This is a genomic window from Glutamicibacter bergerei (genome assembly GCF_054495185.1).
This window is the reverse complement of the sequence record NZ_CM137131.1, coordinates 879554-902416: the sequence shown is the minus strand read 5'-3', so window position 1 is coordinate 902416 and position 22863 is coordinate 879554. Positions and strand designations below refer to the sequence as shown.

At 56.2% G+C, this 22863-nt stretch carries 24 protein-coding genes and 1 riboswitch; of the genes, 9 read left to right on the top strand and 15 right to left on the bottom strand.

The features are described 5' to 3' along the window. Positions 1 to 43 precede the first annotated feature (43 nt). Both ACX5K5_RS04200 and ACX5K5_RS04195 read left to right on the top strand, forming a co-directional pair. Entirely contained in the window at positions 44 to 829 is a 786-nt protein-coding gene (locus ACX5K5_RS04200; RefSeq protein WP_205738289.1) for an ABC transporter ATP-binding protein, read from the top strand. Between the two features lie 77 nt (positions 830 to 906). Beyond that, positions 907 to 1896 (top strand): ABC transporter substrate-binding protein, encoded by a 990-nt coding sequence (locus ACX5K5_RS04195; RefSeq protein ID WP_459175069.1) that lies wholly within the window; start codon positions 907 to 909, stop codon positions 1894 to 1896. A 249-nt stretch (positions 1897 to 2145) separates the two neighbouring features. On the opposite strand, the gene ACX5K5_RS04190 is transcribed toward ACX5K5_RS04195, so the two are convergent. The 3 genes from ACX5K5_RS04190 to ACX5K5_RS04180 form a co-directional block, all read right to left on the bottom strand. Continuing rightward, positions 2146 to 3132: a DMT family transporter gene (locus ACX5K5_RS04190; protein WP_229677033.1), complete on the bottom strand. Its 987-nt coding sequence runs from the start codon at positions 3130 to 3132 to the stop codon at positions 2146 to 2148. Between the two features lie 96 nt (positions 3133 to 3228). Beyond that, positions 3229 to 4155 (bottom strand): GNAT family N-acetyltransferase, encoded by a 927-nt coding sequence (locus ACX5K5_RS04185; protein ID WP_096256720.1) that lies wholly within the window; start codon positions 4153 to 4155, stop codon positions 3229 to 3231. 5 nt (positions 4156 to 4160) lie between these two features. Then, positions 4161 to 5546, bottom strand: coding sequence for a glycine--tRNA ligase (locus ACX5K5_RS04180; RefSeq protein ID WP_096256719.1), 1386 nt, complete (start codon positions 5544 to 5546; stop codon positions 4161 to 4163). A gap of 201 nt (positions 5547 to 5747) precedes the next feature. On the opposite strand from ACX5K5_RS04180, the gene ACX5K5_RS04175 reads away from it, so the two are divergent. Continuing rightward, a complete protein-coding gene (locus ACX5K5_RS04175) occupies positions 5748 to 5975 on the top strand; it encodes an RNA-binding S4 domain-containing protein (protein ID WP_105678708.1) in 228 nt (75 codons plus the stop codon). A 70-nt stretch (positions 5976 to 6045) separates the two neighbouring features. Here ACX5K5_RS04175 and ACX5K5_RS04170 read toward each other — a convergent pair whose 3' ends face one another. Continuing rightward, positions 6046 to 6711 carry an alpha/beta hydrolase gene (locus tag ACX5K5_RS04170; RefSeq protein ID WP_096256717.1) on the bottom strand — a complete coding sequence of 222 codons (666 nt, stop codon included), beginning with the start codon at positions 6709 to 6711 and terminating at the stop codon, positions 6046 to 6048. A 201-nt stretch (positions 6712 to 6912) separates the two neighbouring features. On the opposite strand from ACX5K5_RS04170, the gene ACX5K5_RS04165 reads away from it, so the two are divergent. After that, the gene (locus ACX5K5_RS04165; protein WP_096256716.1) at positions 6913 to 7302 is read left to right on the top strand and encodes an SHOCT domain-containing protein; all 390 of its coding nucleotides are present in this window, start codon (positions 6913 to 6915) and stop codon (positions 7300 to 7302) included. Positions 7303 to 7350: 48 nt separating this feature from the next. Then, positions 7351 to 8217 carry an SGNH/GDSL hydrolase family protein gene (locus ACX5K5_RS04160; protein ID WP_096256715.1) on the top strand — a complete coding sequence of 289 codons (867 nt, stop codon included), beginning with the start codon at positions 7351 to 7353 and terminating at the stop codon, positions 8215 to 8217. Positions 8218 to 8309: 92 nt separating this feature from the next. Here ACX5K5_RS04160 and metX read toward each other — a convergent pair whose 3' ends face one another. Then, the gene (gene metX / locus ACX5K5_RS04155; protein WP_096256714.1) at positions 8310 to 9455 is read right to left on the bottom strand and encodes a homoserine O-acetyltransferase MetX; all 1146 of its coding nucleotides are present in this window, start codon (positions 9453 to 9455) and stop codon (positions 8310 to 8312) included. 2 nt (positions 9456 to 9457) lie between these two features. Next, a complete protein-coding gene (locus ACX5K5_RS04150; protein ID WP_459175068.1) occupies positions 9458 to 10801 on the bottom strand; it encodes a bifunctional o-acetylhomoserine/o-acetylserine sulfhydrylase in 1344 nt (447 codons plus the stop codon). 92 nt (positions 10802 to 10893) lie between these two features. Next, positions 10894 to 11011: riboswitch (SAM riboswitch) on the bottom strand. A gap of 174 nt (positions 11012 to 11185) precedes the next feature. Here ACX5K5_RS04150 and ACX5K5_RS04145 point away from each other — a divergent pair. Then, positions 11186 to 11830, top strand: coding sequence for a VOC family protein (locus ACX5K5_RS04145; protein WP_170947882.1), 645 nt, complete (start codon positions 11186 to 11188; stop codon positions 11828 to 11830). Positions 11831 to 11896: 66 nt separating this feature from the next. Here ACX5K5_RS04145 and ACX5K5_RS04140 read toward each other — a convergent pair whose 3' ends face one another. Beyond that, positions 11897 to 12307, bottom strand: a complete 411-nt coding sequence (locus ACX5K5_RS04140; RefSeq protein WP_096256712.1) for a GNAT family acetyltransferase — start codon at positions 12305 to 12307, stop codon at positions 11897 to 11899. Positions 12308 to 12369: 62 nt separating this feature from the next. Continuing rightward, complete coding sequence (locus ACX5K5_RS04135) at positions 12370 to 13152, bottom strand: CPBP family intramembrane glutamic endopeptidase (protein WP_096256711.1); 783 nt, start codon at positions 13150 to 13152, stop codon at positions 12370 to 12372. Between the two features lie 35 nt (positions 13153 to 13187). Here ACX5K5_RS04135 and ACX5K5_RS04130 point away from each other — a divergent pair, with 35 nt between their 5' ends. Continuing rightward, positions 13188 to 13574 carry a hypothetical protein gene (locus ACX5K5_RS04130; RefSeq protein WP_096256710.1) on the top strand — a complete coding sequence of 129 codons (387 nt, stop codon included), beginning with the start codon at positions 13188 to 13190 and terminating at the stop codon, positions 13572 to 13574. Positions 13575 to 13587: 13 nt separating this feature from the next. Beyond that, positions 13588 to 14043 carry a hypothetical protein gene (locus ACX5K5_RS04125; RefSeq protein ID WP_141392962.1) on the top strand — a complete coding sequence of 152 codons (456 nt, stop codon included), beginning with the start codon at positions 13588 to 13590 and terminating at the stop codon, positions 14041 to 14043. Positions 14044 to 14241: 198 nt separating this feature from the next. On the opposite strand, the gene tpx is transcribed toward ACX5K5_RS04125, so the two are convergent. Then, positions 14242 to 14739, bottom strand: coding sequence for a thiol peroxidase (gene tpx, locus ACX5K5_RS04120; protein WP_096256708.1), 498 nt, complete (start codon positions 14737 to 14739; stop codon positions 14242 to 14244). A 98-nt stretch (positions 14740 to 14837) separates the two neighbouring features. Here tpx and ACX5K5_RS04115 point away from each other — a divergent pair, with 98 nt between their 5' ends. Continuing rightward, entirely contained in the window at positions 14838 to 15464 is a 627-nt protein-coding gene (locus ACX5K5_RS04115) for a class I SAM-dependent methyltransferase (RefSeq protein WP_096256707.1), read from the top strand. A gap of 121 nt (positions 15465 to 15585) precedes the next feature. Here ACX5K5_RS04115 and hutI read toward each other — a convergent pair whose 3' ends face one another. The 6 genes from hutI to ACX5K5_RS04085 form a co-directional block, all read right to left on the bottom strand. Further along, positions 15586 to 16773: an imidazolonepropionase gene (hutI, locus tag ACX5K5_RS04110; protein WP_096256706.1), complete on the bottom strand. Its 1188-nt coding sequence runs from the start codon at positions 16771 to 16773 to the stop codon at positions 15586 to 15588. A 136-nt stretch (positions 16774 to 16909) separates the two neighbouring features. After that, positions 16910 to 17857 (bottom strand): carbohydrate ABC transporter permease, encoded by a 948-nt coding sequence (locus ACX5K5_RS04105; RefSeq protein ID WP_096256705.1) that lies wholly within the window; start codon positions 17855 to 17857, stop codon positions 16910 to 16912. Next, entirely contained in the window at positions 17854 to 18993 is a 1140-nt protein-coding gene (locus ACX5K5_RS04100; RefSeq protein ID WP_134780850.1) for a carbohydrate ABC transporter permease, read from the bottom strand. Before ACX5K5_RS04100 ends, ACX5K5_RS04105 begins: the two co-directional genes overlap by 4 nt. Positions 18994 to 19060: 67 nt before the next feature. Further along, a complete protein-coding gene (locus ACX5K5_RS04095; RefSeq protein ID WP_459175067.1) occupies positions 19061 to 20416 on the bottom strand; it encodes an ABC transporter substrate-binding protein in 1356 nt (451 codons plus the stop codon). Positions 20417 to 20552: 136 nt separating this feature from the next. Continuing rightward, complete coding sequence (locus tag ACX5K5_RS04090; protein WP_459175066.1) at positions 20553 to 21569, bottom strand: LacI family DNA-binding transcriptional regulator; 1017 nt, start codon at positions 21567 to 21569, stop codon at positions 20553 to 20555. 88 nt (positions 21570 to 21657) lie between these two features. Then, entirely contained in the window at positions 21658 to 22857 is a 1200-nt protein-coding gene (locus ACX5K5_RS04085; RefSeq protein ID WP_459175065.1) for a glycine C-acetyltransferase, read from the bottom strand. Positions 22858 to 22863 lie beyond the last annotated feature (6 nt).

The window sequence follows — 22863 nt, the reverse complement described above, 5'->3', positions numbered from 1 at the left end:
CATCATTAATGCGGAGAATCATGAGGATTTAAGTACTTCCCGGTTGAATGGGCACGATCTGACTCTGGGCTACGAACAGCGAATTGTCTCCCAAGGACTCGACGTGAACATTCCCGATGGTTCTTTTACCGTCATTATTGGGCCAAATGCCTGTGGGAAATCAACGCTTTTACGCGCGCTTTCGCGTCTGCTTAAACCAGTGGCGGGACAGGTGATCCTGGATGGAAAACCCATCCACAGGTTGCCGGCCAAAGAAGTAGCCAAACGATTGGGATTGCTACCCCAATCCTCAATTGCCCCGGAAGGAATCACCGTCGCAGATCTCGTTGCGCGCGGCCGGTACCCGCATCAGAAATTGCTCTCGCAGTGGTCAGCGGCCGATGAGCAGGCGGTATTGGAGGCCCTGCAGGCCACCAAAACCGGCCCCCTGTCCCACCGACTGGTCGATGAACTTTCCGGCGGGCAACGTCAACGAGTCTGGGTTGCGATGGTGCTCGCGCAGCAGACTCCCCTGCTGCTTCTGGATGAACCGACCACATACCTGGATATCGCTCATCAAATAGAGATCATGGAGCTATGCCGACAGCTCAACCGCGGCAATGGGCACACCGTCGTTGCGGTACTGCACGATTTGAACCACGCCTGCCGCTATGCCAGTCATCTGATCGCCATGAAAGACGGCAACGTCGTGGCAGCGGGGGCACCTCGAGAGATTGTTACCGAAGAACTCATTCACGAAGTCTTCGGGCTTCACAGCCAGATCATCGAGGATCCCGTTTCACGGACTCCCCTGGTGATCCCCTTGGGCGAATCCGGCAGCTGGGATTAAGCACACATCTAGAAAACAAGCCACACATCAGGCGGTCCCAAAAAACCGCATCGCATCACATGAAGGAAATACCGAACATGAATGGTTCCACCCGAGTCAAGCTACTCGCAACTCTTGGCCTTGCCGCCGTCATCGGGCTAACCAGCTGCGGGGCGCAAAGCATGAGCTCCACGCAGGACGACCCGTCGTCAAAGGCTTCGCAGGACGCTTGGTCATTTACCGACTCGTCCTATCAAAAGACAACCACCCTGGAGCAGGCACCGGATTCGATCGTCGTCGATTCCTACTCTGCTGCCGCCTTGTGGGATTACGGGGTCCGTCCAACGGGCGTCTTCGGATACGGTCTGACCGAAGACGGCGGACTATCGGTAGGCAATGCGGACGTCAGCCAGATGACCATCATCGGCAAAGACGCAGAATTTAATCTGGAGAAGCTGCTGTCTTTGGACCCCGACGTGATCATCGGCTACGGCAATGCCGAGGGCACGGGTTGGACGTGGTGGGATGGAAAAGTACAGTCCGAAGCCACCTCCACTGCTCCATACCTGCCCATCAAATCGGGTGGACGCCCCGTCCAAGCGGTCATTGAAGACTACGCAGAGCTCGCAAAAGCCCTTGGCGGAGACACCAATTCCGCGTCAGCCGTGCAAGATAAAAAGGAGTTCACCGATCGGCTTAGCACCCTAAAAGAGATTGCGGAGCAAAAGCCCGGGCTGAAAATCATTGCACTGAACGGTTACGACGACCTGTATGTCGGACAGAAAACCATCGGCCAGCTGGCCCTGCTGGAAGACCTCGGATTCGAGATCACCGGCCCAACTGACACGAGCGCATGGGCCTCACTCAGTTGGGAAAAGGTCGGCGATTTTCCCGCAGACGTGGTGCTGAGCTATTCCGGGACGGCGGAACAGGTTAAAGATCATCCGGTGTTCTCCTCACTTCCAGCCGTAAAGGCTCAACAAGTTGTGGAGTGGGATGACAAACGCCCATATACCTATGGAAGTTACGTGCAATGGTTCGATCAGCTGATCGATGTCCTCCAAGACGCCAAGGCTCTGAACTCCTAACGGCTAGGGGGCCCAGCTTTTGCTGAGATCAAGGCAGTGGCGGTTCCCGAGCGGGTCAGCGCTGAACCGTTCCGGAATCGCCACTCGTTGCTGGCATATCCCCTGCCACCTGTCCGGTTTTGCGCCTCGATGACTGGCTGCCCCAAACGCACAAGCCGGCACGCTACATCATCGATGAAGTAAAAAACTGATAGCCCCGCAACGGAAAACCCGGCCAACTTCATTCGAACCGAGAAGCCAAAAGTCAGCCTAGCGGCGGCGTGTCTTGGCACTTCCGCCGCCGCTGACCGAAGCCAGGCCAACCGCCAGCAGGGTGAGCACGGTACCGGCAACGGTGGCAAAACCTATCTGCGAACCTGCGGTAGGCACCACCACATCAAGCAGCAGCGACCCGAGCAGCTGACCGCAAATCATGCACAGGCCGGTAAAAAGCACTCCCAAATGCCGGACCATAAAGGCCGAGACTCCAATAAACACGCAGCCAAGAAGCCCTCCGATGTAGTACCACCACCCAGTGGGGAAGGCCCCGTCGGTCGAGACCAGAGGCAACCGGACCAGCAAGATCAGCCCCAACATCAGCGTGCCGACCACAAAGTTCATCAGGGTTGCGGTCAACGGATTTCCATAGGCTTGGGCTTGCACCCCATTGGACGCCGATTGATAGCCCATGAGCACTCCGACGATAAGAGTAAAAATCATCGGAAACAGCAGCGAGCCAAGTTCCACGTCGGTGATGATTCGGGGACTGACCGCCCACAGCACCCCCACCAGGGTCAATAGCGCACCGATCAGCCGCAAGGCACTAATTTTCCGCGGGCCCGCCGGCCCAAATCCAAACCGATCCACAACCATTGACCCCATGGTTTGACCGGTCACCAGACTCACCGTAAACAGCGCCACACCAACTATGGGCACCGCAGTGGACTGACTGACCACCACAAAGGCACCGACGGCTCCAGCGCCCAAATACCACCAAGGAAACCGACGCTGCGCAATGACCCTCGGGATGGATTGGGCGGCCCGGCGAGGCCCGGGAAACACCAAGTGAATGAGCGTTAATGCCACAAGCCCCACCACAAAACTGACAAGCGCCGCGGCAAAGGGGTCGTCAAGCTGCACCCCCAACGCACCATTAACGCGGCTTTGAATCGGCATCAGCAACCCGGTAGCCACCGCGATGATCAGATATGCCAGCTTTGTCCCTGGGCGCAAGGCCGGGCTTGCCGTTTGATTCACTACTCAGTCTTCCTCAAATTTGCTACACAAATTTTGTGCAGGGAGAACAAAAACGGGACCAGTTCACACAATGAATTGGTCCCGTTTTTGGTTGGTTTAGCTACTGTGGTCGCTCGCCAGAATATGCGTCGTCGAGATGACCGTCGCCTGCTCCACGCTTGCCAGTGCATCCACCAAGGAAGAGAGCACAAACATCGAGGAGTCGACTTCGAGCTTGACCGGGTATTGGTACACCAGCATGGCTACCAGGTCACGGATCGACTCGGCAACCTGATCATCGCTGTATTCCGGGTTGAAGCCCACCAACACGTCGGTTGGTGACTCTTCGCGCGCCGGAATGTAGCTGATCGCGAAGGCCAAGATCTTGCCGCCGTCAACACGTGGCCGGTCACGCAACACTATAGCCCCCTGGGCACCGGTGCGGTCATCCAGCAACATCTTCTGTGCCGAGCCCAAGGTCATCTTCGCCGGGTCCCACTGGTGAGTGGCGTTATAGAAGTCCATCACCAGTTTGGTCAGCTCGACGCTGCCGGTGGCGATGTCCTCGATCACGCGGTCATTGGTGTCAAACACCGGTTCGGCCAGCGCACCGGGTTCAACAATCACGTCACGCGAAACCTGAATCTCACCCAAACCCAGCGCGGCGCAGAAGCCCTGTGCCGCGGTTGCCGGGTCCCCGGCAGTAACCGTGTAACGCGACTTCAGCTCGGTGCTCTGCCCCGCAGGAATCAGTTCACGTAAACGTGCCACCAAAGCCGTGCCCACACCTTGTCGACGCTGCCCCGGAGCCACCTCAACATAAAGCCACAAACGCTGCGGGTGCAACGAGGAAGCAAAAATGACGCCGGCGCCGATGGCTACCGATTCACTGGTCGCCACCAACGTGCGGGAAAACGGCGAATCGCTGTTCTCGCGCAGCATCGTGCGGTCCTGATGGGCGTGCGGGGACAGCGGATCACCAAAGAGCTGCAGCAGTTCGAGGTCATCGCCCGAACGCCAGGGACGAATCTCTAGGTCGCTCATGCGCTCTAGGCTCCGTTCAGACGCTCGGATAGGTAGGTCGTGACCTGGTCCAAGGCCACGCGTTCCTGCGCCATGGTGTCGCGTGATCGGATGGTCACGGCCTGGTCTTCGAGGGTGTCGAAGTCCACGGTGATGCAGAACGGAGTACCGATCTCATCCTGACGGCGGTAACGACGGCCAATAGCCCCGGCATCATCAAAGTCGATATTCCAGCGCTTGCGCAGCTCCGCGGCCAGGTCCTTAGCCTTTGGCGACAACGATTCGTTGCGCGAGAGCGGCAGCACGGCGGCCTTGACCGGAGCCAGACGTGGGTCCAGCTTCAGCACGGTGCGCTTGTCCACGCCACCCTTGGTGTTCGGTGCTTCGTCCTCGGTGTAGGCATCCACCAAGAAAGCCATCATGGAACGGGTCAGACCGAAGGAAGGCTCAATGACAAAAGGTACGTAGCGTTCGCCCGATGCCTGGTTGAAGTAGGACAGGTCGGTGCCCGAAGCGTCCTTGTGGCTGGTCAGGTCGTAATCGGTACGGTTGGCGACGCCCATCAGCTCGCCCCATTCCGAACCCTGGAAGCCAAAGCGGTATTCGAAGTCGATGGTGCCGGCAGAGTAGTGCGCACGATCATCTTCGGGCACATCAAACTGGCGCAGGTTTTCTGGGTTCAGGCCTAGATCCAAGAACCAAGCCCAGCAAGCATCCACCCAGTGCTTGAACCATTCATCGGCTTCTTCTGGTGCGGTGAAGAACTCGATTTCCATCTGTTCAAACTCGCGGGTGCGGAAGATGAAGTTACCTGGGGTAATTTCGTTACGGAAGGCCTTGCCAATCTGGCCGATGCCAAAGGGTGGCTTCTTGCGGCTGGCGTTGAGCACGTTGGCGAAGTTCACAAAGATACCCTGGGCGGTTTCCGGGCGCATGTACGCCATGCCAGCCTCGGTATCCAGCGGACCCAAGAAGGTCTTCATTAGGCCGGAGAACTGCTGTGGCTCGGTGAACTGGCCTTTAGTTCCGCAATCTGGGCAGGCGATTTCGCTCATGCCGTCTTTTGGATCGCGACCCTTCTTCGCAACGAATGCCTCGATGAGGTGATCCTCGCGGTGGCGCTTGTGGCACTGGGTGCACTCAATGAGTGGATCGGTGAAGGTCTTCACGTGGCCGGAGGCTTCCCATACTGCCTTAGGCAGGATGATGGACGAGTCCAGTCCCACCATATCTTCGCGCCCACGCACAAAGGACTGCCACCATTCGCGCTTGATGTTTTCTTTCAGCTCGGTGCCTAGTGGCCCGTAATCCCATGCGGAACGGGAACCACCGTAAATTTCACCAGCCTGAAAAACGAATCCGCGACGTTTCGCGAGGGAAATAACCTGATCAAGCTTGGACTGTGGCGCCATCTTCAACTCCAAAGGAAAGTACGAGGCCGCTGGTTGCGGTCCGTAGGAAACACATACCGCTTAAGCCTATCGCGTCCATCTCGTGGGGCGCACCCTTCTCGGGTGACTCAGCACCGTCTGTACTGTGTTTGATCCGCCACAAAAGCCGGTGCGTGGCTGAAAAGCATTCACAGTCCCTCCTCGATGCGAGATGATGGAACCATGGCAAACTCCGAGGTATTCCCCATTCAGATCCGTGACGAATCGATTCGCCTAGGACAGCTACTGAAGCTGGCGTCCTTAGCCGAAGACGGAATTCACGCCAAACAGTTGATCGAAGACGGTCAGGTACTGGTTAACGGCAAGATCGAAACTCGCCGCGGTGCCCAGATGCGCAATGGAGACACGATCTCCGTACGCGGCGAATCGGTAGTTGTCGAAACCGCGTAGTTCAATTTATATTCTGCGCTTGTGGCGGTGTCTTGTTTTATTGGAGACACCGCCACAAGTTTTTGTAAGATTAAACTTCTTGCTCGGCCTCGGTTTTCAGGACCACGGCGCTGAGAAATTCATGTACGTGAGCCATCTCCTGCGCATTGACCGAGTGCAACATATTTGAGTAGAGCACCTTGGTGAGATGAACGTCGGTGGTTGCCCATCCATGGGTGTACTCAACTTTTTCCGCCGTAATCACCGGATCTTCTTGATCGCGTCCCCAGAAAAGTGGCTTGCGCAGCTGGCGAAGCTTTTCGTCGTTAAAGAAGCCTGTTCCTTCTTCGGGAACGGCAAAACCGGAGAGTCCCACGACGGTTTTGATGGCCTCCGGCTGATAACGCAGCAACGAAGTTGCCACGGCCATGCCCATAGAGAACCCAAGCAAGCTCACCGAGGAATGTTGCTTGCTAATTGGCTCTAGCCAACTCCACAAATCCGTGATTGCTGATTTCACTTCATTAAAGGAGTAATCCAGATCTTGCATCAGTGGGAACCAGGTGAAACCCGGCCCCAGTGCTTGAGGTGCACGCACGGAGACAATCGTGAATTCCTTGGGCAGCATAGGAGCCAACCCCATGAGGTCTTCTTCATTGGATAGGTAGCCGTGCAAGAGCACGAGCAACGGTGTACCCGCCCGTTCTTCCTCGGGACGAGACCAGATAACTGTAGGATTCCAAGTTTTTTCGTTCACCCAACAAGTCAACCAGAATCTTGCGCACTTTGATCCGCAATAGTGGTCACAAGTCTTTTGTTGCAATAGCGTAAACTTCAAAAATCATCTTACATTCTGTTCATAAACATGTTTGACTAGTGATAATTATTCAAATACGCAGCACCAGCGGTCATAGATCTTTGTGGTCGACAGGGGCCAACTCGCAGAATTACGGGACTCATGGACGAGATGGATATAACACAGCTGATCGATTCTAATGAATTGCAGGATTTCGGTTTCATCGACGAAGACCCACTGGGTGGTTCAACTTTCGTGGAAACGACCTTTAGCGCTATTCCGTTACTAACGGGAATATTTGCCGTGCTCTTTATCCTTTTCGTGGGCTTCATCATTTACATCGCAGTTCGAAATTACAAGGCAACCAGAAAAGCGGGATTTGATCCATTCACCCTACAGACAGACGTCGCCACCCGGTTGGCTCGCTCGCAGATGCTAGCTCCGAAGAAAACTACGGAACAGAAACTATCCGAGCTAGACGATCTGCTTACACGCGGAATCATTTCTCGCGAAGAATATACGCAAGCGCGAAGCCAAGCGCTGCGCGATTAATTGTTCTCATCCGTTGACATAAAGTTACCCAAGAGTAACAATGTAGGAGTGTCTGAAAACCCAATCTCCGGCCCGGCAGCCCCACCCCAAGAAGTACATCATCCATGGCGGCGTTACGTTGCGCTCGGAGATTCTTTTACAGAGGGAATAGGTGACCCCGATCCGCACAATCCGGGAAGACATCGTGGGTGGGCTGACCGCGTCGCCCAGCAATTAAGTACCACCGTTCCGGATTTCGCCTATGCAAACTTAGCCATCCGCGGACGGCTAATCAATCAAATAGTTGCAGAACAGCTTGAACCAGCAATCGCGCTTAAACCGGATTTGATCAGCATTTGCGCGGGCGGAAATGATGTCATCCGGCCCGGCGGCGACCCGGATAAAATCGCCGAAAAGCTAGATGGCGCCATCAATGAGTTAAGTGGCACTGGGGCCACCATTGTTTTACTGACCGGCCCGGACATTCGCGACACCCCGGTACTTGGTGGGATTCGTGGCAAGGTCGCAATTTACAACGAAAACGTCCGTGCCATCGCCCAACGTCATGACGCAGTCGTGGGAGATCTCTGGGCATTGAGCGAGCTGCGCCAAACACAAATGTGGGATCCGGATCGCTTGCACTTTTCCCCCGCGGGCCACCAAGTGATCTCCGCAATGGTGCTCGATGCACTGAACGTTCCCCACGAACGCGTCATGGACGCGCAATTAGAACACGCAACCCGAAGCTGGCGCGAAGCACGAATTGAAGACCTGCAATGGGCTCGCGAGTACTTTGGTCCGTGGATCCTGCGCAGGATTCGCCACCAGTCTTCCGGTGATGGAGTTAGCGCAAAAAGACCGCTTCCCACGCCCTTCGCCGTGCAGCCGCCGAATGCCTCGCTGGGTGCTGGAGATAGCGCTCCCGGACAAAAATAAAGACACAAAACAAATGGGACGTGGTTTGTTGCACCGATTACTGGTGCGACAATCCACGTCCCAAATGTATATGACTGCTTAGTTTTTAGCCCTTAGTCATCAAAGACTAGGGCGGTCAGTACCGGTCCAAGTTGCTTGGCGTCCGTCAGGAAACCGTCATGTCCAATCGGTGAATCGATGTAATGCACCGGCTTAGGCTTCGGCAACGAGGCGGCGAGCAGTTCAGACTGCGCCGGGAAGTACAACCGGTCGCTGTTGACCGCGGCGACCACCACATTCACCTTCTCCAGTCGAGCCAGCGCAACCGTGAGCGATTCGTAACCGCGCGCCACGTCATGGCTCATCAAAGCCTCGGTGAGCACCAGGTAGCTATTCGCGTCAAAACGATGAACCAGCTTGGTCGCCTGGTGATCAAGATAGCTTTCCACCTGGTATCGGCCGCGTGGGCCGCGTGTTGTAACAAACGGCTGTTCGCCGGTCTGCGCATTACGCGCAAACCGCGCTTCAAGCTCAGCCTCCGAACGATAGGTAATATGCGCCAGGCGTCGAGCCAGGCCCAATCCGGCATCCGGGCGCACTCCGTTGGCATAGTAGTCGCCCTGCGCAAAGTTGGGATCGAGGCGAATGGCCTCGGTCTGCACCTGCGCAAAAGCGATCTGTTCTGCCGTGGCTTGCGCCGTGGAGGCCATCACCACCACGTTCTTTACGCGTTGCGGGAATTCAACCGCCCATTCAAGGGCTCGTGCCCCACCCATGGAACCGCCGATGACCGTATGCCAGGAGTGCACCCCGAGCAGGTCGGCCAACCGCGCTTCGAGGCGCACGGAATCCTTGATGGTAATAAAGGGGAAGCGTGAACCCCAGGCGTTGCCGTGCTCATCTGGCGAACTAGGTCCGGTGGACCCATTGCAACCACCGATGATGTTGATGGCCACGACAAAATACTTGTCGGTATCAACAGTTAGCCCGGGGCCGACAAAATCTTCCCACCAGCCCGGGGTCTGCGAATCTCCGCGCGATACGTGCGCATCACCGGTCAACGCGTGCTTCACCAGCACCGCGTTGGTCCCCTCCGCGTTAAGCTGGCCCCATGTTTCGTAGGCCAACTCGATCTGCGGTAGGTAGCCACCGGTTTCGAAGGTGTACTCCCCCACGAACGCACGACGCAAAATGCCGTCTTGCCCGTCGGTAAGTTCCTGCGATGGCAGAGTTTCTTCGGTAGTCACTATGGATGCCATGCCTAAAGGGTTTCCTGCAATTCCTGGTGAGAGAGCTGCTTAGTGGCAGCAAAACCAAGTTGCAGATCAGCGAGAATATCCTTGATGTTTTCAAGTCCCACACTCAACCGAACGAGGCCCGGACGCACACCGGCGGCCAGACGTTCGTCTTCGGTCAATTGCGCGTGGGTGGTCGACGCCGGGTGGATGACGAGCGAACGAACGTCACCGAGGTTGGCCACATGTGAATGCAGCTCCAGCGCATCCACAAAAGCCTTGCCAGCTTCGAGTCCACCAGCAATATCGAAGGCAATAATCGCGCCGACACCCTTTGCCGAGTACTTCTGTCCGCGTTCAAACCACGGCGAGGAAGGCAGGCCAGCGTAAGCGACCTTTTCAACCTGCTCCTGGCTTTCAAGCCAGACGGCTACTTCCTTCGCGTTTTGCACGTGACGCTCGATACGCAGAGACAAAGTCTCCAGACCTTGAGCAATAAGGAAAGCATTAAACGGTGCGACAGCCGCGCCCAGATCGCGGAGCAACTGCACGCGAGCCTTCAGAATGTAGGCAAGATTGGCACCAAGGATGCCATCAACGCCCAGATCGCGGGCGAACACCAAACCGTTGTAGGACTCATCGGGGGTGTTGAAGTCCGGGAAACGTTCCGGATCCTTCGCAAAATCAAATTTGCCCGAGTCCACGATTACGCCGGCAATGGCGGTGCCGTGACCACCGAGGTACTTGGTGGCCGAGTGGATGACGATATCCGCGCCCCACTCGATGGGGCGGATCAGATATGGGGTTGCCAAGGTGTTATCAACCAGCAGTGGAACCCCGACCTCATGGGCAATCTGTGAGACTCCCTCGATGTCCAAAATGTCTTGGCGCGGGTTGGAGACGACTTCACCGAAGAAGGCCTTGGTATTTGGCTTCACCGCTGCACGCCACTGATCCAAGTTGTCTGGATCCGCCACGAAGGTGACCTCGATACCGAGCTTGCGCAGCGTGTGCTTGAGCAGGTTCTGCGTTCCACCGTAGAGGCTCGGGCTGGCCACCAAGTGGTCTCCAGACTGAGCCAAGTTGAGAATTGCGAGGGTGGTTGCTGCCTGCCCCGAGGCGACCAGCAGTGCGCCGACGCCGCCTTCAAGATCCGCGATACGGTTTTCGACCGCTTCCTGCGTTGGATTACCGATACGGGTGTAAATCGGCTCCAGCTCCTGCAGTGCGAAGCGAGCCGCGGCGCTCTCGGCGTTCGGGAAAACAAAAGACGTGGTTTGGAAAATCGGCAGGGCACGCGCACCGGTGACCGGATCTGGTTGCTGCCCGGAATGGATCTGGCGTGTTTCAAAAGACCAGTTGTTACTCATGGTTTCCTCCATATTGTTTGTCGACTATGGGGGTACACCACTCAAAAACACACCGACGGCAAATTCCTCGTCGAGGAGCTTTCGAAGGGGGTAACCCGCGCTTGTCCTCAACGCTTGGTGCGTCGAGGGCCAGGTCTTCACCCGGGGCACCCCACCGCGGCGGAGGGTTGCCGCCCAGTAAGCCGGGGCTTGTTACTGGGACTCATGACCTGACTCAAGTCTGCCCGATAGCCGAAGAATTTGGCAATATGAGATAGCTTAACGTGACTCAATCGGTCATATAGATCTTTAATGAAGAAATTTATGCAGACTGTTCGATCCCACCATTACCACTTAGGGTCGCCTAAGTCGAGACTGAGATCACATAGTGACATGATGGGGCACATGATGAGGCTAGATCACGTTAGTTACGCATGTGGCCCCGATGGGCTCATGCCAACCGCCGAAAGAATCTCCAAGGCTTTGGGCCTGGAATTCGTCAAGGGGGGCGTACATCCGCGTTTTGGAACGCGGAATGTAATTTTCCCGCTCAAGCACAACCAGTACCTAGAAGTTGTTGAAGTTCTAAACCACCCTTCCAGCGACAAAGCACCGTTTGGGCAGGCAGTACGAGCCCGCTCCGAGCTTGGCGGCGGCTGGATGGGATGGTGCGTTTCCGTTGAAGACCTCTCCAGCGCCGAAGAGCGGCTGGGACGTAAATCTGTTCCGGGAAACCGCAAGTTCCCAGACGGCCGCGAACTCACCTGGCAGCAAGTTGGAATCAAGGGGCTCATCGCTGATCCGCAGGTTCCGTATTTGCTTCGCTGGGACGCAGGAACGGAGGATTTGCACCCTTCGAAGGCTCTAGAGCCTGTAGGTGCGATTCAAAGCATCACTATCGCTGGTTCCCGCGACCGCGTCCTAGACTGGCTAGGCCAGCCAGAGAACGTCAATCTTGGCGCGGTGAGCATGGAATACGAAGCACCCAACGGCACTCCGGGCATCTTGTCGGTCACCTTTGAAACCGACAATGGTTTGGTCACGCTATAACAAAGAACGTCGAAATAAAGGGTAGGTGCGGACGGCAACGTCCTCGCCTACCCTTTGTCGTTCCAACTATCCAAGCCTTTTGCCTAGGACCACCACTTCTTGAGCTTCGTAGCCTAGCCGCTCGTAAAATCCGATCACATCAGTGTTCTCGGTACGCACCATGAGCTGTACTTTGGGCACCCCTTGTTCAGCAAGCCAACGCGACGCTGCCCCCATAATCTCCTGTCCAAACCCCTGGCCCTGCATGCCGGGTTGGACCGCCACGTAATATAGCCAGCCTCGGTGTCCGTCGAACCCAACCATGGCTGTAGCTACCAGTCTTTGCTCATGACGTCCCGCAAGAATCGTAGAGCTCTGATTCTCCAGTGTTTTACGTGCATCTGCCTCCGGATCATTCCATGGCCGCGTAAGCTCGACGCTCCGCCACAGGGCTGTTGCTTCGCCTATTTCGGTCAGTTTGAGTTCACTGATTTGCATAAGTAAAACGTACCGTTGAAAACGTCGTTTATTGCCATTGCGCAATGCTTGCCGTTGTGGGGTTAGCCTCCGATACCGATAGCGGGGCCGAAGAGCATGAACCCGACAAATCCCACTGCGTCCAACAAGAAGTGCGCGATCACCAACGGCATCACTCGCCCATATTTCTGGTAAATCCAACCGAAAATCACACCCATGGCTATGTTTCCCAGCATCGGGCCGACGCCTTGGTAGAGGTGGTAGCTACCGCGGATCAGCGCAGATCCGAGAATCAGCGTCCACGGTCCCAGGTTCAGCTTCTTACCGTAGGTAAACAGGAAACCGAGCATGATCACTTCTTCAAGCACCGCGTGGCGTACGGCAGAAAGCAGCAGCACCGGCACGCTCCACCAATAGTCACCAAGATTAGCCGTGGACAACGCGGTGGTTACTCCCAAGGCACGGCCTGCGGCATATACGCCCAGGGTTCCAAGGCCCATGGCAAGAAACAATCCGGCCCCAAGTAACAGATCTTTACCCGGACGGCGGAAGTCGAACCCTACATCCTTCACGCTTCGGCCCAGGGTGCGGTGCATCAAATACAGTGCGAGAAGAACCGGAATCAGTGCGAAGAAAATATCCAGCAACTGATAGGACAGGTCAAAGTATTCGCGCGTGTTTAACGGATTATTCATCGACGTGGTCTGGTCACGCAACGGCGCACGGCTCACCTTGTCGGCGAAACTAATCAGTGAATACACCGCGCTCTGCCCCAAAGACAGGGCTAGAACCAAGATGATCTCAAACCTGAGAGTTTTGCGGGTTGCTGTCTGCTCAATTTGTTCAGCGTTCACATTTTCGATCATAGGCTGATCTGACTGTGCGCGTGCTGAGGAGCCTCATGACTAACCTGCGACAACCTGAAGTTGAGACCACCAGCAAGCTGAACAAAAAGAGTGCGAGTGAGTCGTCCTGTGGCATCGGAGGAAAAGGCGGGAAAGGCAATTTGTCGCGTTCAGTCACCGCCTCAGCTAGCTTGTCTGCAGGTGGAGGTGTGGGCATCAAAGCATTCAACGCAAATACGAACTTCACGGTCCAAAGCTCGCTAACTACAATTTTGTCTTCCGCGTCGTCTAAAATGAACTCACGTCAAATGTATGTTGCTCGCCCACAAAGCACTTTCTACATCTTCAAATGGCGGCAGTACACTGCGGGATTCAAAACTTCGAGCGGATCAGGGACTGCAATTTCTCCTACGGGAATCCAGTTCCGAGTAGTTGCTGCCTAACAAGGAATTAATCTTGAGATCAAAAAGCACTCTAATTTTCGCAACAATCGTTGCACTTGCCCTCTCATTCACAGGTTGCTCCGTTGGCAAATCAGAAATCTCCACACCATCAACAGGACCGTCGCTAGTGCCGATGCAAAAAAATGAAATTGCGGCGACCAAAACGACCATCGAAGAAAAGATCCAAACTGTCTCAGTTGGAATTCCACTGAATGGTGGCCAATATTCGCCGGTACTTGGACGCAAAGGCGAAGACACCTCGTCCACCGTGGTATGGCAGGATGACAAGCACCAGGATCAGGGAAAGATCAAAGTCATTTGCACGCCTGAAGGTGGGACTGTTCAGGAACAGATTGATGTCAACGGCTTTTCAAGCTCGCTAAGCTTCATCGTTAATGAATTGCAGGGGCGAGATTTATCGGTTTCGATCGCCCCTACTCACTCTCTAAAAGCTAGTAAGACTGCTTAACCAATCAGCCAAACCCGCAACTCGCCGAATAAGCGAGATCTCATTCGATGTTTTACGTCCGATTCAGATCATAAACGTCTGCCGAAGTATGCGTGGAGCAAACGGTAGTCATTGACCCCATTTATTGTTTAGACGCAAAATGCCCACCCGAGCACGGGTGGGCATTTTCTGCGCATCATTATCGATGCGAACAAGCGACTAGCTCAGAGCTGCAATTGCAGCATCGTAATCTGGCTCGGTGGTGATTTCCGGAACGATCTGGGTGTAAACGACCTTGCCGGTCTCGTCCAAGACGACGACGGAACGTGCCAAGAGGCCCGCTAGTGGCCCATCTACCTGGGTCACGCCGTAGTCCGAGCCAAAGTCCGAGCGGAACACGGAAGCAGCGGTCACATTTTCGATGTTCTCTGCACCGCAGAAGCGGCCCAAGGCGAATGGCAGGTCAGCGGAAACGCACACTACGGTGGTGTTTTCCAGGCCGGCAGCCAGTTCGTTGAAACGGCGAACGCTGGCAGCGCAGACACCGGTATCGACCGATGGGAAGATGTTCAGGACTACGCGGCGGCCAGCCAGCGACTCGCTGGTGACATCTGCAAGGCCGGTGTCGGTGAGGGTGAATGCTGGAGCCTGCGAGCCTACGGCTGGCAGTTCACCAATGGTCTGTACGGGAGTTCCCTTAAAAGCAGTATTAGCCATAGGTCTTGTTTATCATGGATGCCTAATCCGGAGCCATATTTTCAGCCAACAAGCGCAAACAAGTCGCTCACGCCTTGTGCTCATGCAAGACTGTGGAGATGGGCACGAACTACGATGCATATGCGGCCAAGATGCGAGCGCTGACTCTGGACGGTACTGATTTGGAAGTAGTCGCCCGATTCACTGACATGCTATGCCACCGTGAATCACAGGTTCTGGACATCGGCTGCGGCGTGGGCAATACGGTCAATGCGCTGCGCCGCATGGGACACCATGCCTACGGCATAGACCCCACACCCCAAGTCCTGGAGGTAGCTGCAGAGCTATTCGACGGGACCTGGTTCAGGCAGCTGTCAGCGAATCAGCTGGAGAGCGCCTCTTTGCGCAGCCATGGCCTGCCCGAACAGTACGACGCCATTTTGCTGGCCGGCAATGTTCCGGCATTCATCCCACGCGAACAGCTACGGGGAATTTTCAGTTTGGCCGATCAGGTGCTCAGTTCTTCGGGCGTGCTCATTATCGGCACCACCAGCCATACCAAAGGCGGGTCAGCAGACCAGGACGAGCTTCGCCAAGGTACTTCGCTGCAACTGATGCAACGATTCTCCGACTGGCATTTATCTCCCTACCAGTCAGATTCCCCGTGGTCGGTCAGCGTCTACGCGCACATCAAGCAGCGTTCCGGGTTCCCGAGCCCAGACGGAATATTCGTATTGCCGTCCTAGTCTCATGGACAGTGAGAGTCGAAATGGCGGCTACCATTTCATCGGCTTCCTCACTCGCCGGCGGGAATCCCCGAGCATAGTGTCCGGTGCAGCACGGTTCTCGGTGGCCTGCGGCAAACCGCTAGATTGCTTTGCCGGCCCGATATACGCTGTGGGTCAGGTTCATTCCGGGACGGTATGCCAGATGCGCAGCAACCGGAGCGTCAAGCACATGCAGATCAGCACGTTTGCCTACCTCGATGGAACCGGTTTGGCCGGCAACTCCGAGGGCCAAGGCGCCGCCGTAGGTTGCCGCTTCGATTGCCTCAGCCAGCGACAGGTTCATTTGGAGCACTGCGGTAGCCACGCAGAAGTTCATATTGCTCGTGTAGCTGGTACCCGGATTGCAGTTGCTGGCCAAAGCAATTCGCACACCTGCATCAAGCAGTTCGCGGCCCGGTGCAAGCGGCTGTCGCGTAGACAGGTCGCAGGCGGGCAAGCAGGTTGCTACCGTGCCCGGAGTTCCTGTCCGTGTGGCTGAGTCCCAGCCGGCCCAACTTCCGGCGAGCGCCTGGATGTCCTCTTCCTCCAGATAATTCACGTGGTCTACAGAGTGGCTGCCGAACTCCACTGCCAGCTGCACTCCTGGGCCAGGACCCAGCTGGTTTCCGTGGACCTTGGTCGCCAGTCCCTTTGCCCTTGCCGCTTCCAGGACCCGGCGCGATTGTTCTTCAGTGAAAGCTCCGCGTTCGCAGAAGACATCGACGAAGTCAACGTTATCTGCCACGGCATCCAGCATCGGGCCAGTTACCAACTCCGTGTACTCATCGGCATCCCATCCTGCAGGTACCAAGTGCGCACCGAGGAAGGTCAAGGAATCAACCAGCGGTTTGCCCAGCACCGAATGCCGGGTCTCTTCATCCACTGCCAGGCCATAACCGGTCTTGGTTTCCATCCATGTGGTGCCCATTGCCAGAGCTTCCGCCCGGCGTGCAGCCACAGCTTCGTTCAGCTCGTTATCGGAAAGCTGGCTGGTAGCTGAAGTGGTGACCGCGATGCCGCCGGCGGCATACGACTGCCCGGCCATGCGCGCCACGAATTCTTCGGCCCGGTCGCCCCCGAAAATCAGGTGGCTGTGGGAGTCAACCCAGCCGGGCAAAACCGCACGCCCGCCGAGATCAATCGATTCATCGGCTTGCGGTGCCTGGCCCATGTCACCGACCCATGCGATCAGGCTGTCTTGGATCAGCACCGCGGCGTGTTCCAGCACCCGGGCGTTTTGGTCAACCGTAGTCAGCTGTCCAATGTTGGTAAGCAACAGGGTTGCCATGAGAATTCCGCCTTCGTGGTGTTGCTGGTCCTTTAGGCATGAGCCTACCTAGGATTCATGGCTTGGGAACAGAGAACCAGAGGGTGTCCGTCTGAGATTTCAGACGGACACCCTCTGGTTCTGGAACGAGCTCGACTTAGCCCTTGCTGGCTCCTGCCAGCAAACCTCGCACGAAGAATCGTTGCAGTGCGAAGAAGACAACCAGCGGAATGATCATCGAGATGAACGCTCCGGCTGTGAGCAGCTCCCACGATTGGCCATAAGAACCTGAGAGGTCTTGAAGCGCCTTGGTAATCGGAAGTTCCCCACCGGAGGTGAAGACCGTGGCCACCAGCAAGTCATTCCATACCCAGAGGAATTGGAAAATTCCAAACGACGCGATGGCAGGAGTCGCCAGCGGAAGGACGATACGAGTGAATATAGTTCCGTGCCCGGCACCGTCTACTCGTGCAGCTTCAATGACTTCTTCCGGGATTTCCGAAATGAAGTTATGCAGCATGAAGATCGCCAGAGGCAAGGCGAAAATCGTATGGGCAATCCAAACCTTGGCATAGGCCCCGTCGAGCCCATTAACGCCTAGCCCGGGAAGGATATACAACCCACCGATTTTCACGCCATCGGAAAACATCTGCAGCAGTGGAACCAGCGCCATCTGGATCGGGACAATCTGCAATGCAAAGACCAAGATGAATAGAGTGTTGCGCCCTTTGAAATTGATCCAGGCAAAAGCGTAGGCCGCCAAGCTGGCAATGATGATCGGGATGATGGCAGCCGGGATCGTAATGACCAAGGAGTTCAAGAACGCCTTGGACAGCGGCAAGCTGTCGCCCGAGACGAACGCTTGCGCGTAGTTCTCCAGCGTAAATGACGGGTTGGACAGGGCCGTCCACCAACCAGTGGTTTTGATGTCGTTGGCTTCACGGAATGAGGAGACAAAAAGCCCAAATGTCGGGATGGTCCAGATCGCGGCGATAAGGAACGCAGCGGCCGTGGCAATTCGAGACGAACTGGCCTTGCGCAGTTTCCCGCCGGTTTTTTCGGTGGCTTTAAGCAAGCGGCGCGAGGAATCACTGACCGTACTCATCGAGTGCCTCCTTGTTTCTTTTGCTGGCGAACGTTGTAGATGATGATCGGAAGCACTAGGACAAACAGGACTACTGCCAATGCGGAGCTGTAACCGGTGCGGCTGCCAAGCTGGAACTGCCGGACCATTTCGTAGGCCAGAACCGTGGTCTCGGAGCGTCCACCGGTCATGGAGGACACGATGTCATAGACCTTCAGCGAAGCAATGGAAATGGTGGTCAGCACAACGATGACCGATGAGCGGATTCCCGGCAGCGTGACATTCATGAAGCTCTGCCACGGGGTGGTACCGTCCAAGGCAGCTGCTTCAAGCTGTTCGGCAGGGACCGCTTTAATTGCCGCGGACAGAATCACCATGGCGAAGCCAGCTTGGGTCCAGATCAGGATGATGACCAGGAACAGGGTGTTCCATGGTTCCAGTCCTAGCCAGTCCACCGGTTTCGCCCCGAAGGCGGTGATGATTGCGTTCAATACGCCAATTTGTTCGCCTTGCCGCGCATCATAGAAGAATTTGAAGATGATCGACGCGCCAACAAATGAAATTGCCATCGGCATGAAAACGAGCAGCTTGAAGAACTTCTCACCACGGCTCTTGTCGATGAAGGCGGCGTAGGCCAAGCCGATAATCGTTGAAACCACCGGGGCTACCAAGACCCAGACCAGCGTATTGAGCAGGGCGGTCAAGCCATCGGGGCTGGTAAAGACCCAGGCGAAGTTCGCCAGCCCGGCAAATCCGGAGCCGTCGTTGGTCATGAAAGCACTAATTGCTGTTCGGATGGTTGGGTAAATCAGCCCTATTGCCAGCAAGATCATGGCCGGGGCCAGGAATCCTGTTAGCTGAAGAAAAGTGCCGGCCCCCGACCGTGAGCGGCGGTCATAGAAATACACGGCAAGACCGAGAACGGCAGCCACTGCGGCGACCCACATGACCGAGGCATATAGCCCGAGCAATAAGAGTATTACTACAGGAACGAGCACGGCGGCGAGCAAACGAAGAATTGCGAAGCCACGTCCACGGTTCGTAGAAACCTCAACGAACGCAAGTACCAGGCCGATCACCACGGCAAAGGAAAGCAAAATTACCGGTATTTGAAGAAGCGGTGACAAGCCGGCAAGCCACTGGAAAAAATCAGACACGAATCATATCTCCTTTAAAGCTGGAGAAGGCCGGTTGAACCGGCCTCCCCCACTTATTCACTGGTGACTAAGAGTCGTAACCGGCTTGGATGTTCTCTAGAACTTCATTGGTGGGCTTCCCATCGATCCAGTCCACAATTCCCTTCCAGAAGGAATCGGCACCGACGCTCTTTGGCATCAGGTCAGATCCGTCGAAACGGAAAGTGGTGCTTGGATCCTGCAGCAGTTCCACCGCAGAGCGCAGCAGATCACTGCTGGCATTTTCTGGATCAAGGCCGGAGTTTGCCGAGATCACGCCACCGAGCTTAACTCGGCTATTGGCCCAGTCTGCACTGGCCAGGTATTCCTGCACCTTCGCAGTGTCTTCGTCGTTCGAGAAGGCCGCGACGAATTCGCCACCGCCGACAACCGAAGTTGGATCACCCTCGTTGAATTGTGGTGCGATGAATGCCCAGACATCTCCGTCAGGAGCTACCGTAGGTGTTTCACCGTCTGCGTTCTTGGCATCAAGGATGAAGCCTTCGAGGAATGAAGCCTGGTGGGTCAGCGGGCAAGTGCCCTTGGCAACTGCGGTGCCGATGTCACCAAACGCGGTGGCATTAATGGACTTTACATCTCCATAGCCTGCGTTGACCTGTTTCGGATCCAGCAAGATCTCGCCAACTGAATCAAATGCGCTGGTGATTTCTGGCGAGGTGAATTCCAGTTCTCCGGACACCCATTTGTCATAGGCTTCGGTGCCCGACTGGCGCAGGACAGCGTCCTCAATCCAGTCAGTGCCTGGCCAACCCGATGCTTCGCCCGAGGCAAATCCTGCACACCAGGCAGGCTCATCGGTCTTCTTGGTAATTTCGGTTCCCAGGGCGGTCATTTCGTCCCAAGTCTCGGGAACGCTGACGCCCCATTCCTCGAACTGTTTGGGCGAATACCAGATGTAGCCCTTGACGCTGGCCATCAGCGGTGCACCATACTGGACGCCGTCCACCTTGCCGTAGTTCTGCCAGTCCTCAGACCAGTTCTTCCCCACTTCAGCTTGGGCGCCTTCAGGAAGTTTCTGCACCTTGCCCGAGGCTACGGTAGCTTCCAGCAAACCTGGCTGAGGGAAGACTGCTAGGTCAGGCGTATCTCCGCCCTGGACCTTGATGCCCAACTGGGATTCGAAGTTCTTGTCGCCGGTGTAGCGGATCTTGATGCCGTTCTCTTCAGACCAGTCGGCCCAGGACTTCTCGAGCAGCTCAGCTTCGGTGCCAGTGACTGGTCCGTAGACATCCACCACGCCGTCGGATTCGGCAACCTGGGTCTCCCCGCCTTGGGCATTGGGATCATTGGGATCTGCTCCCCCGGAGCAACCGGCCAGCAGCAAACCGATTGAGACCACGGAAAGGGCGGGAACGAGCTTCAACCCACGTTTTGTTTTCTTCATGATGCCTTCCACTTTTGAGTTGTACCCTGCGGGAAGTTCCAGCTTGGCACGAGTGATCCCCTCCATAGTGACGCAGATCATCGACGCGCGTCAACAGCTGAGCGCACGAGACCCGGAGAAAATCCTCAAGAGGGGGCTAAACGGGAGCTATTCCAGAACTTTCCCTGATCACCATGACGGGAGTGACGAGCTGTTGAATGACGTCGCTGGATCGGCCTTCGATTTGTTCCACCAGCGCGTCAACCGCGGTGTGGGCAATAACTTCACCGGAAGGTGCCACCGTGGTCAGCGCAGGCGAAACCATTTCTGCCGAACGGTCACCGATTCCCAAAGCGACAACCGAGACGTCCGCTGGAATCGACAAGCCAGCCATTCCTGCAGCATTCAGGAAACCAGCAGTGGCGAACTCTTTGAGTCCTACCACCGCACTCGGGCGCGGGTTGAATTTCAGGTAGCCGTCCAAGGCTTGCCGGCCACCGCGGGCGTTATTCTCCACGGGCATCTCAACAATTGACATATTCTGTGCCTGCGCTGATTCGGTGATGGCTCGTGCGGTACGGATTGCCGGGCCATTGCCAGCGGCCTGATCTTGTTGCGAAACATTGATGTACATGATGGATCGGTGACCCAATTCGGCCAGATGCTCTATTGCTAGGCGTCCTGCTTCAGCGAAATCATTGTCAACATAAATCACGTCATCGCTGTCATCGGGCCGGCCAATGGAAGCGAAAGGAATTTTGGCGCGACGCAGAACATCAAAGCGCGGATCAGAAATTGAAACCTCCATGAGCAGCACTCCGGCCACTAATTTCTGCGCAACAAGGCTTTCCATGCCCATGACGTCGGTCATCGGGTTGGACCAGAGCAGCATGTGATAGCCCAGGGCACGAGCCCGCTCCATGGCCGCAGTGACATACTCGAACTCAGTGGATGAGTAGCCGTCAACACTGGTTGGAAAATGCAATGCAAGGATGCCGCGACGTGCGCCCGCCAGCCCCTGAGCAAAAGCGTTCGGGGTGTAATTCAAGTCCCGCATGGCGGCCAAGACCCTGGCCTTGGTCGCATCTGAGATGGTGCGCCGTCCACTGATCACGTAGGAAACGGTACTGGGAGATACGCCGGCAAGGCGTGCAACATCGTCCCTTGTAGCCATTTGTCCTCCGCTTCAACATGCAGTTACGTAGCTTCTATTGAAACACGTCAGTGAACGGGCGCACTGTCAACAGCTGTGCAAATGCCGGCTACCGGCTGGCTACGAATGCCTGCACGCAGGCTTCGATATCCTCAGCCGAATGCGCAGCAGAAAGCTGGACTCGGATACGCGCGGCACCCTTTGGCACCACAGGGAAGCTGAAGGCGGTCACGAAGACGCCCTGCTCCAGCATCTTGCCTGCAACTTCTGCGGCCTTGACCGCATCGCCGAACATCACCGGAATGATGGCGTGCTCGCCGTCAAGCAGATCAAAACCTTCCTCGGTCATCCGGCGGCGGAAGTGCGCCGCGTTTTCGAAGAGCTTCTCGCGCAGATCACCTGAACCTTCCACCAGGTCCAGTGCGGTCAGCGTGGCAGCCACGATGGACGGAGCAAGTGAGTTGGAGAACAGGTAGGGGCGGGCTTTCTGGCGAAGCATCGCCACGATCTCGCCACGGCCGGAAACGTAACCGCCCGAGGCTCCGCCTAATGCCTTGCCGAAGGTGCCGGTGTAGATATCTACACGGTCAGAGACCCCTGCGTGTTCCGGAGTTCCGGCGCCGGTGGCTCCCATGAAGCCCACCGCGTGAGAATCATCCACCATGACCAATGCGCCATACTTGTCAGCCAGATCGCAGATGGCTTCCAGGGGAGCCAAGAAGCCGTCCATGGAGAACACACCGTCGGTGACGATGATGGTGCGGCGTGCACCTGCCCCATCATTTAGCTGCGCGGCGGCCTGCAGCTGAGTTTCCAGATCCGCCATATCCTGGTTGGCATAGCGGAAACGTGCTGCCTTGGACAAACGAATGCCATCGATGATCGATGCGTGGTTCAGCGCATCGGAGATGATCGCATCTTCCTTGCCGAACAAGGATTCAAAAACTCCGCCATTGGCATCGAAGCAGCTGGAGAACAAGATGGTGTCCTCGGTGCCCAGGAACTCGGAGAGCTTGGCTTCCAATTCCAGGTGCAAATCCTGGGTACCGCAGATGAATCGGACCGAGGCCATGCCGAAGCCACGTTCGTCCATGGCGTTTTTCGCCGCGTCAATGATGCGCGCGTCATCTGCCAAACCGAGGTAGTTGTTCGCGCAGAAGTTCAGTACCTTACGCGATTCACTGCCCAGGGAACCAGCCATGATCGAGGCCGACTGCGCCGAGTCGATGTGGCGTTCTGCTTTAAAAAGTCCTGCTTCTTTGAGCTGTTCCAGTTCCGCGGACAGCTGGTCTTTCATATCTGTGTACATGTCATA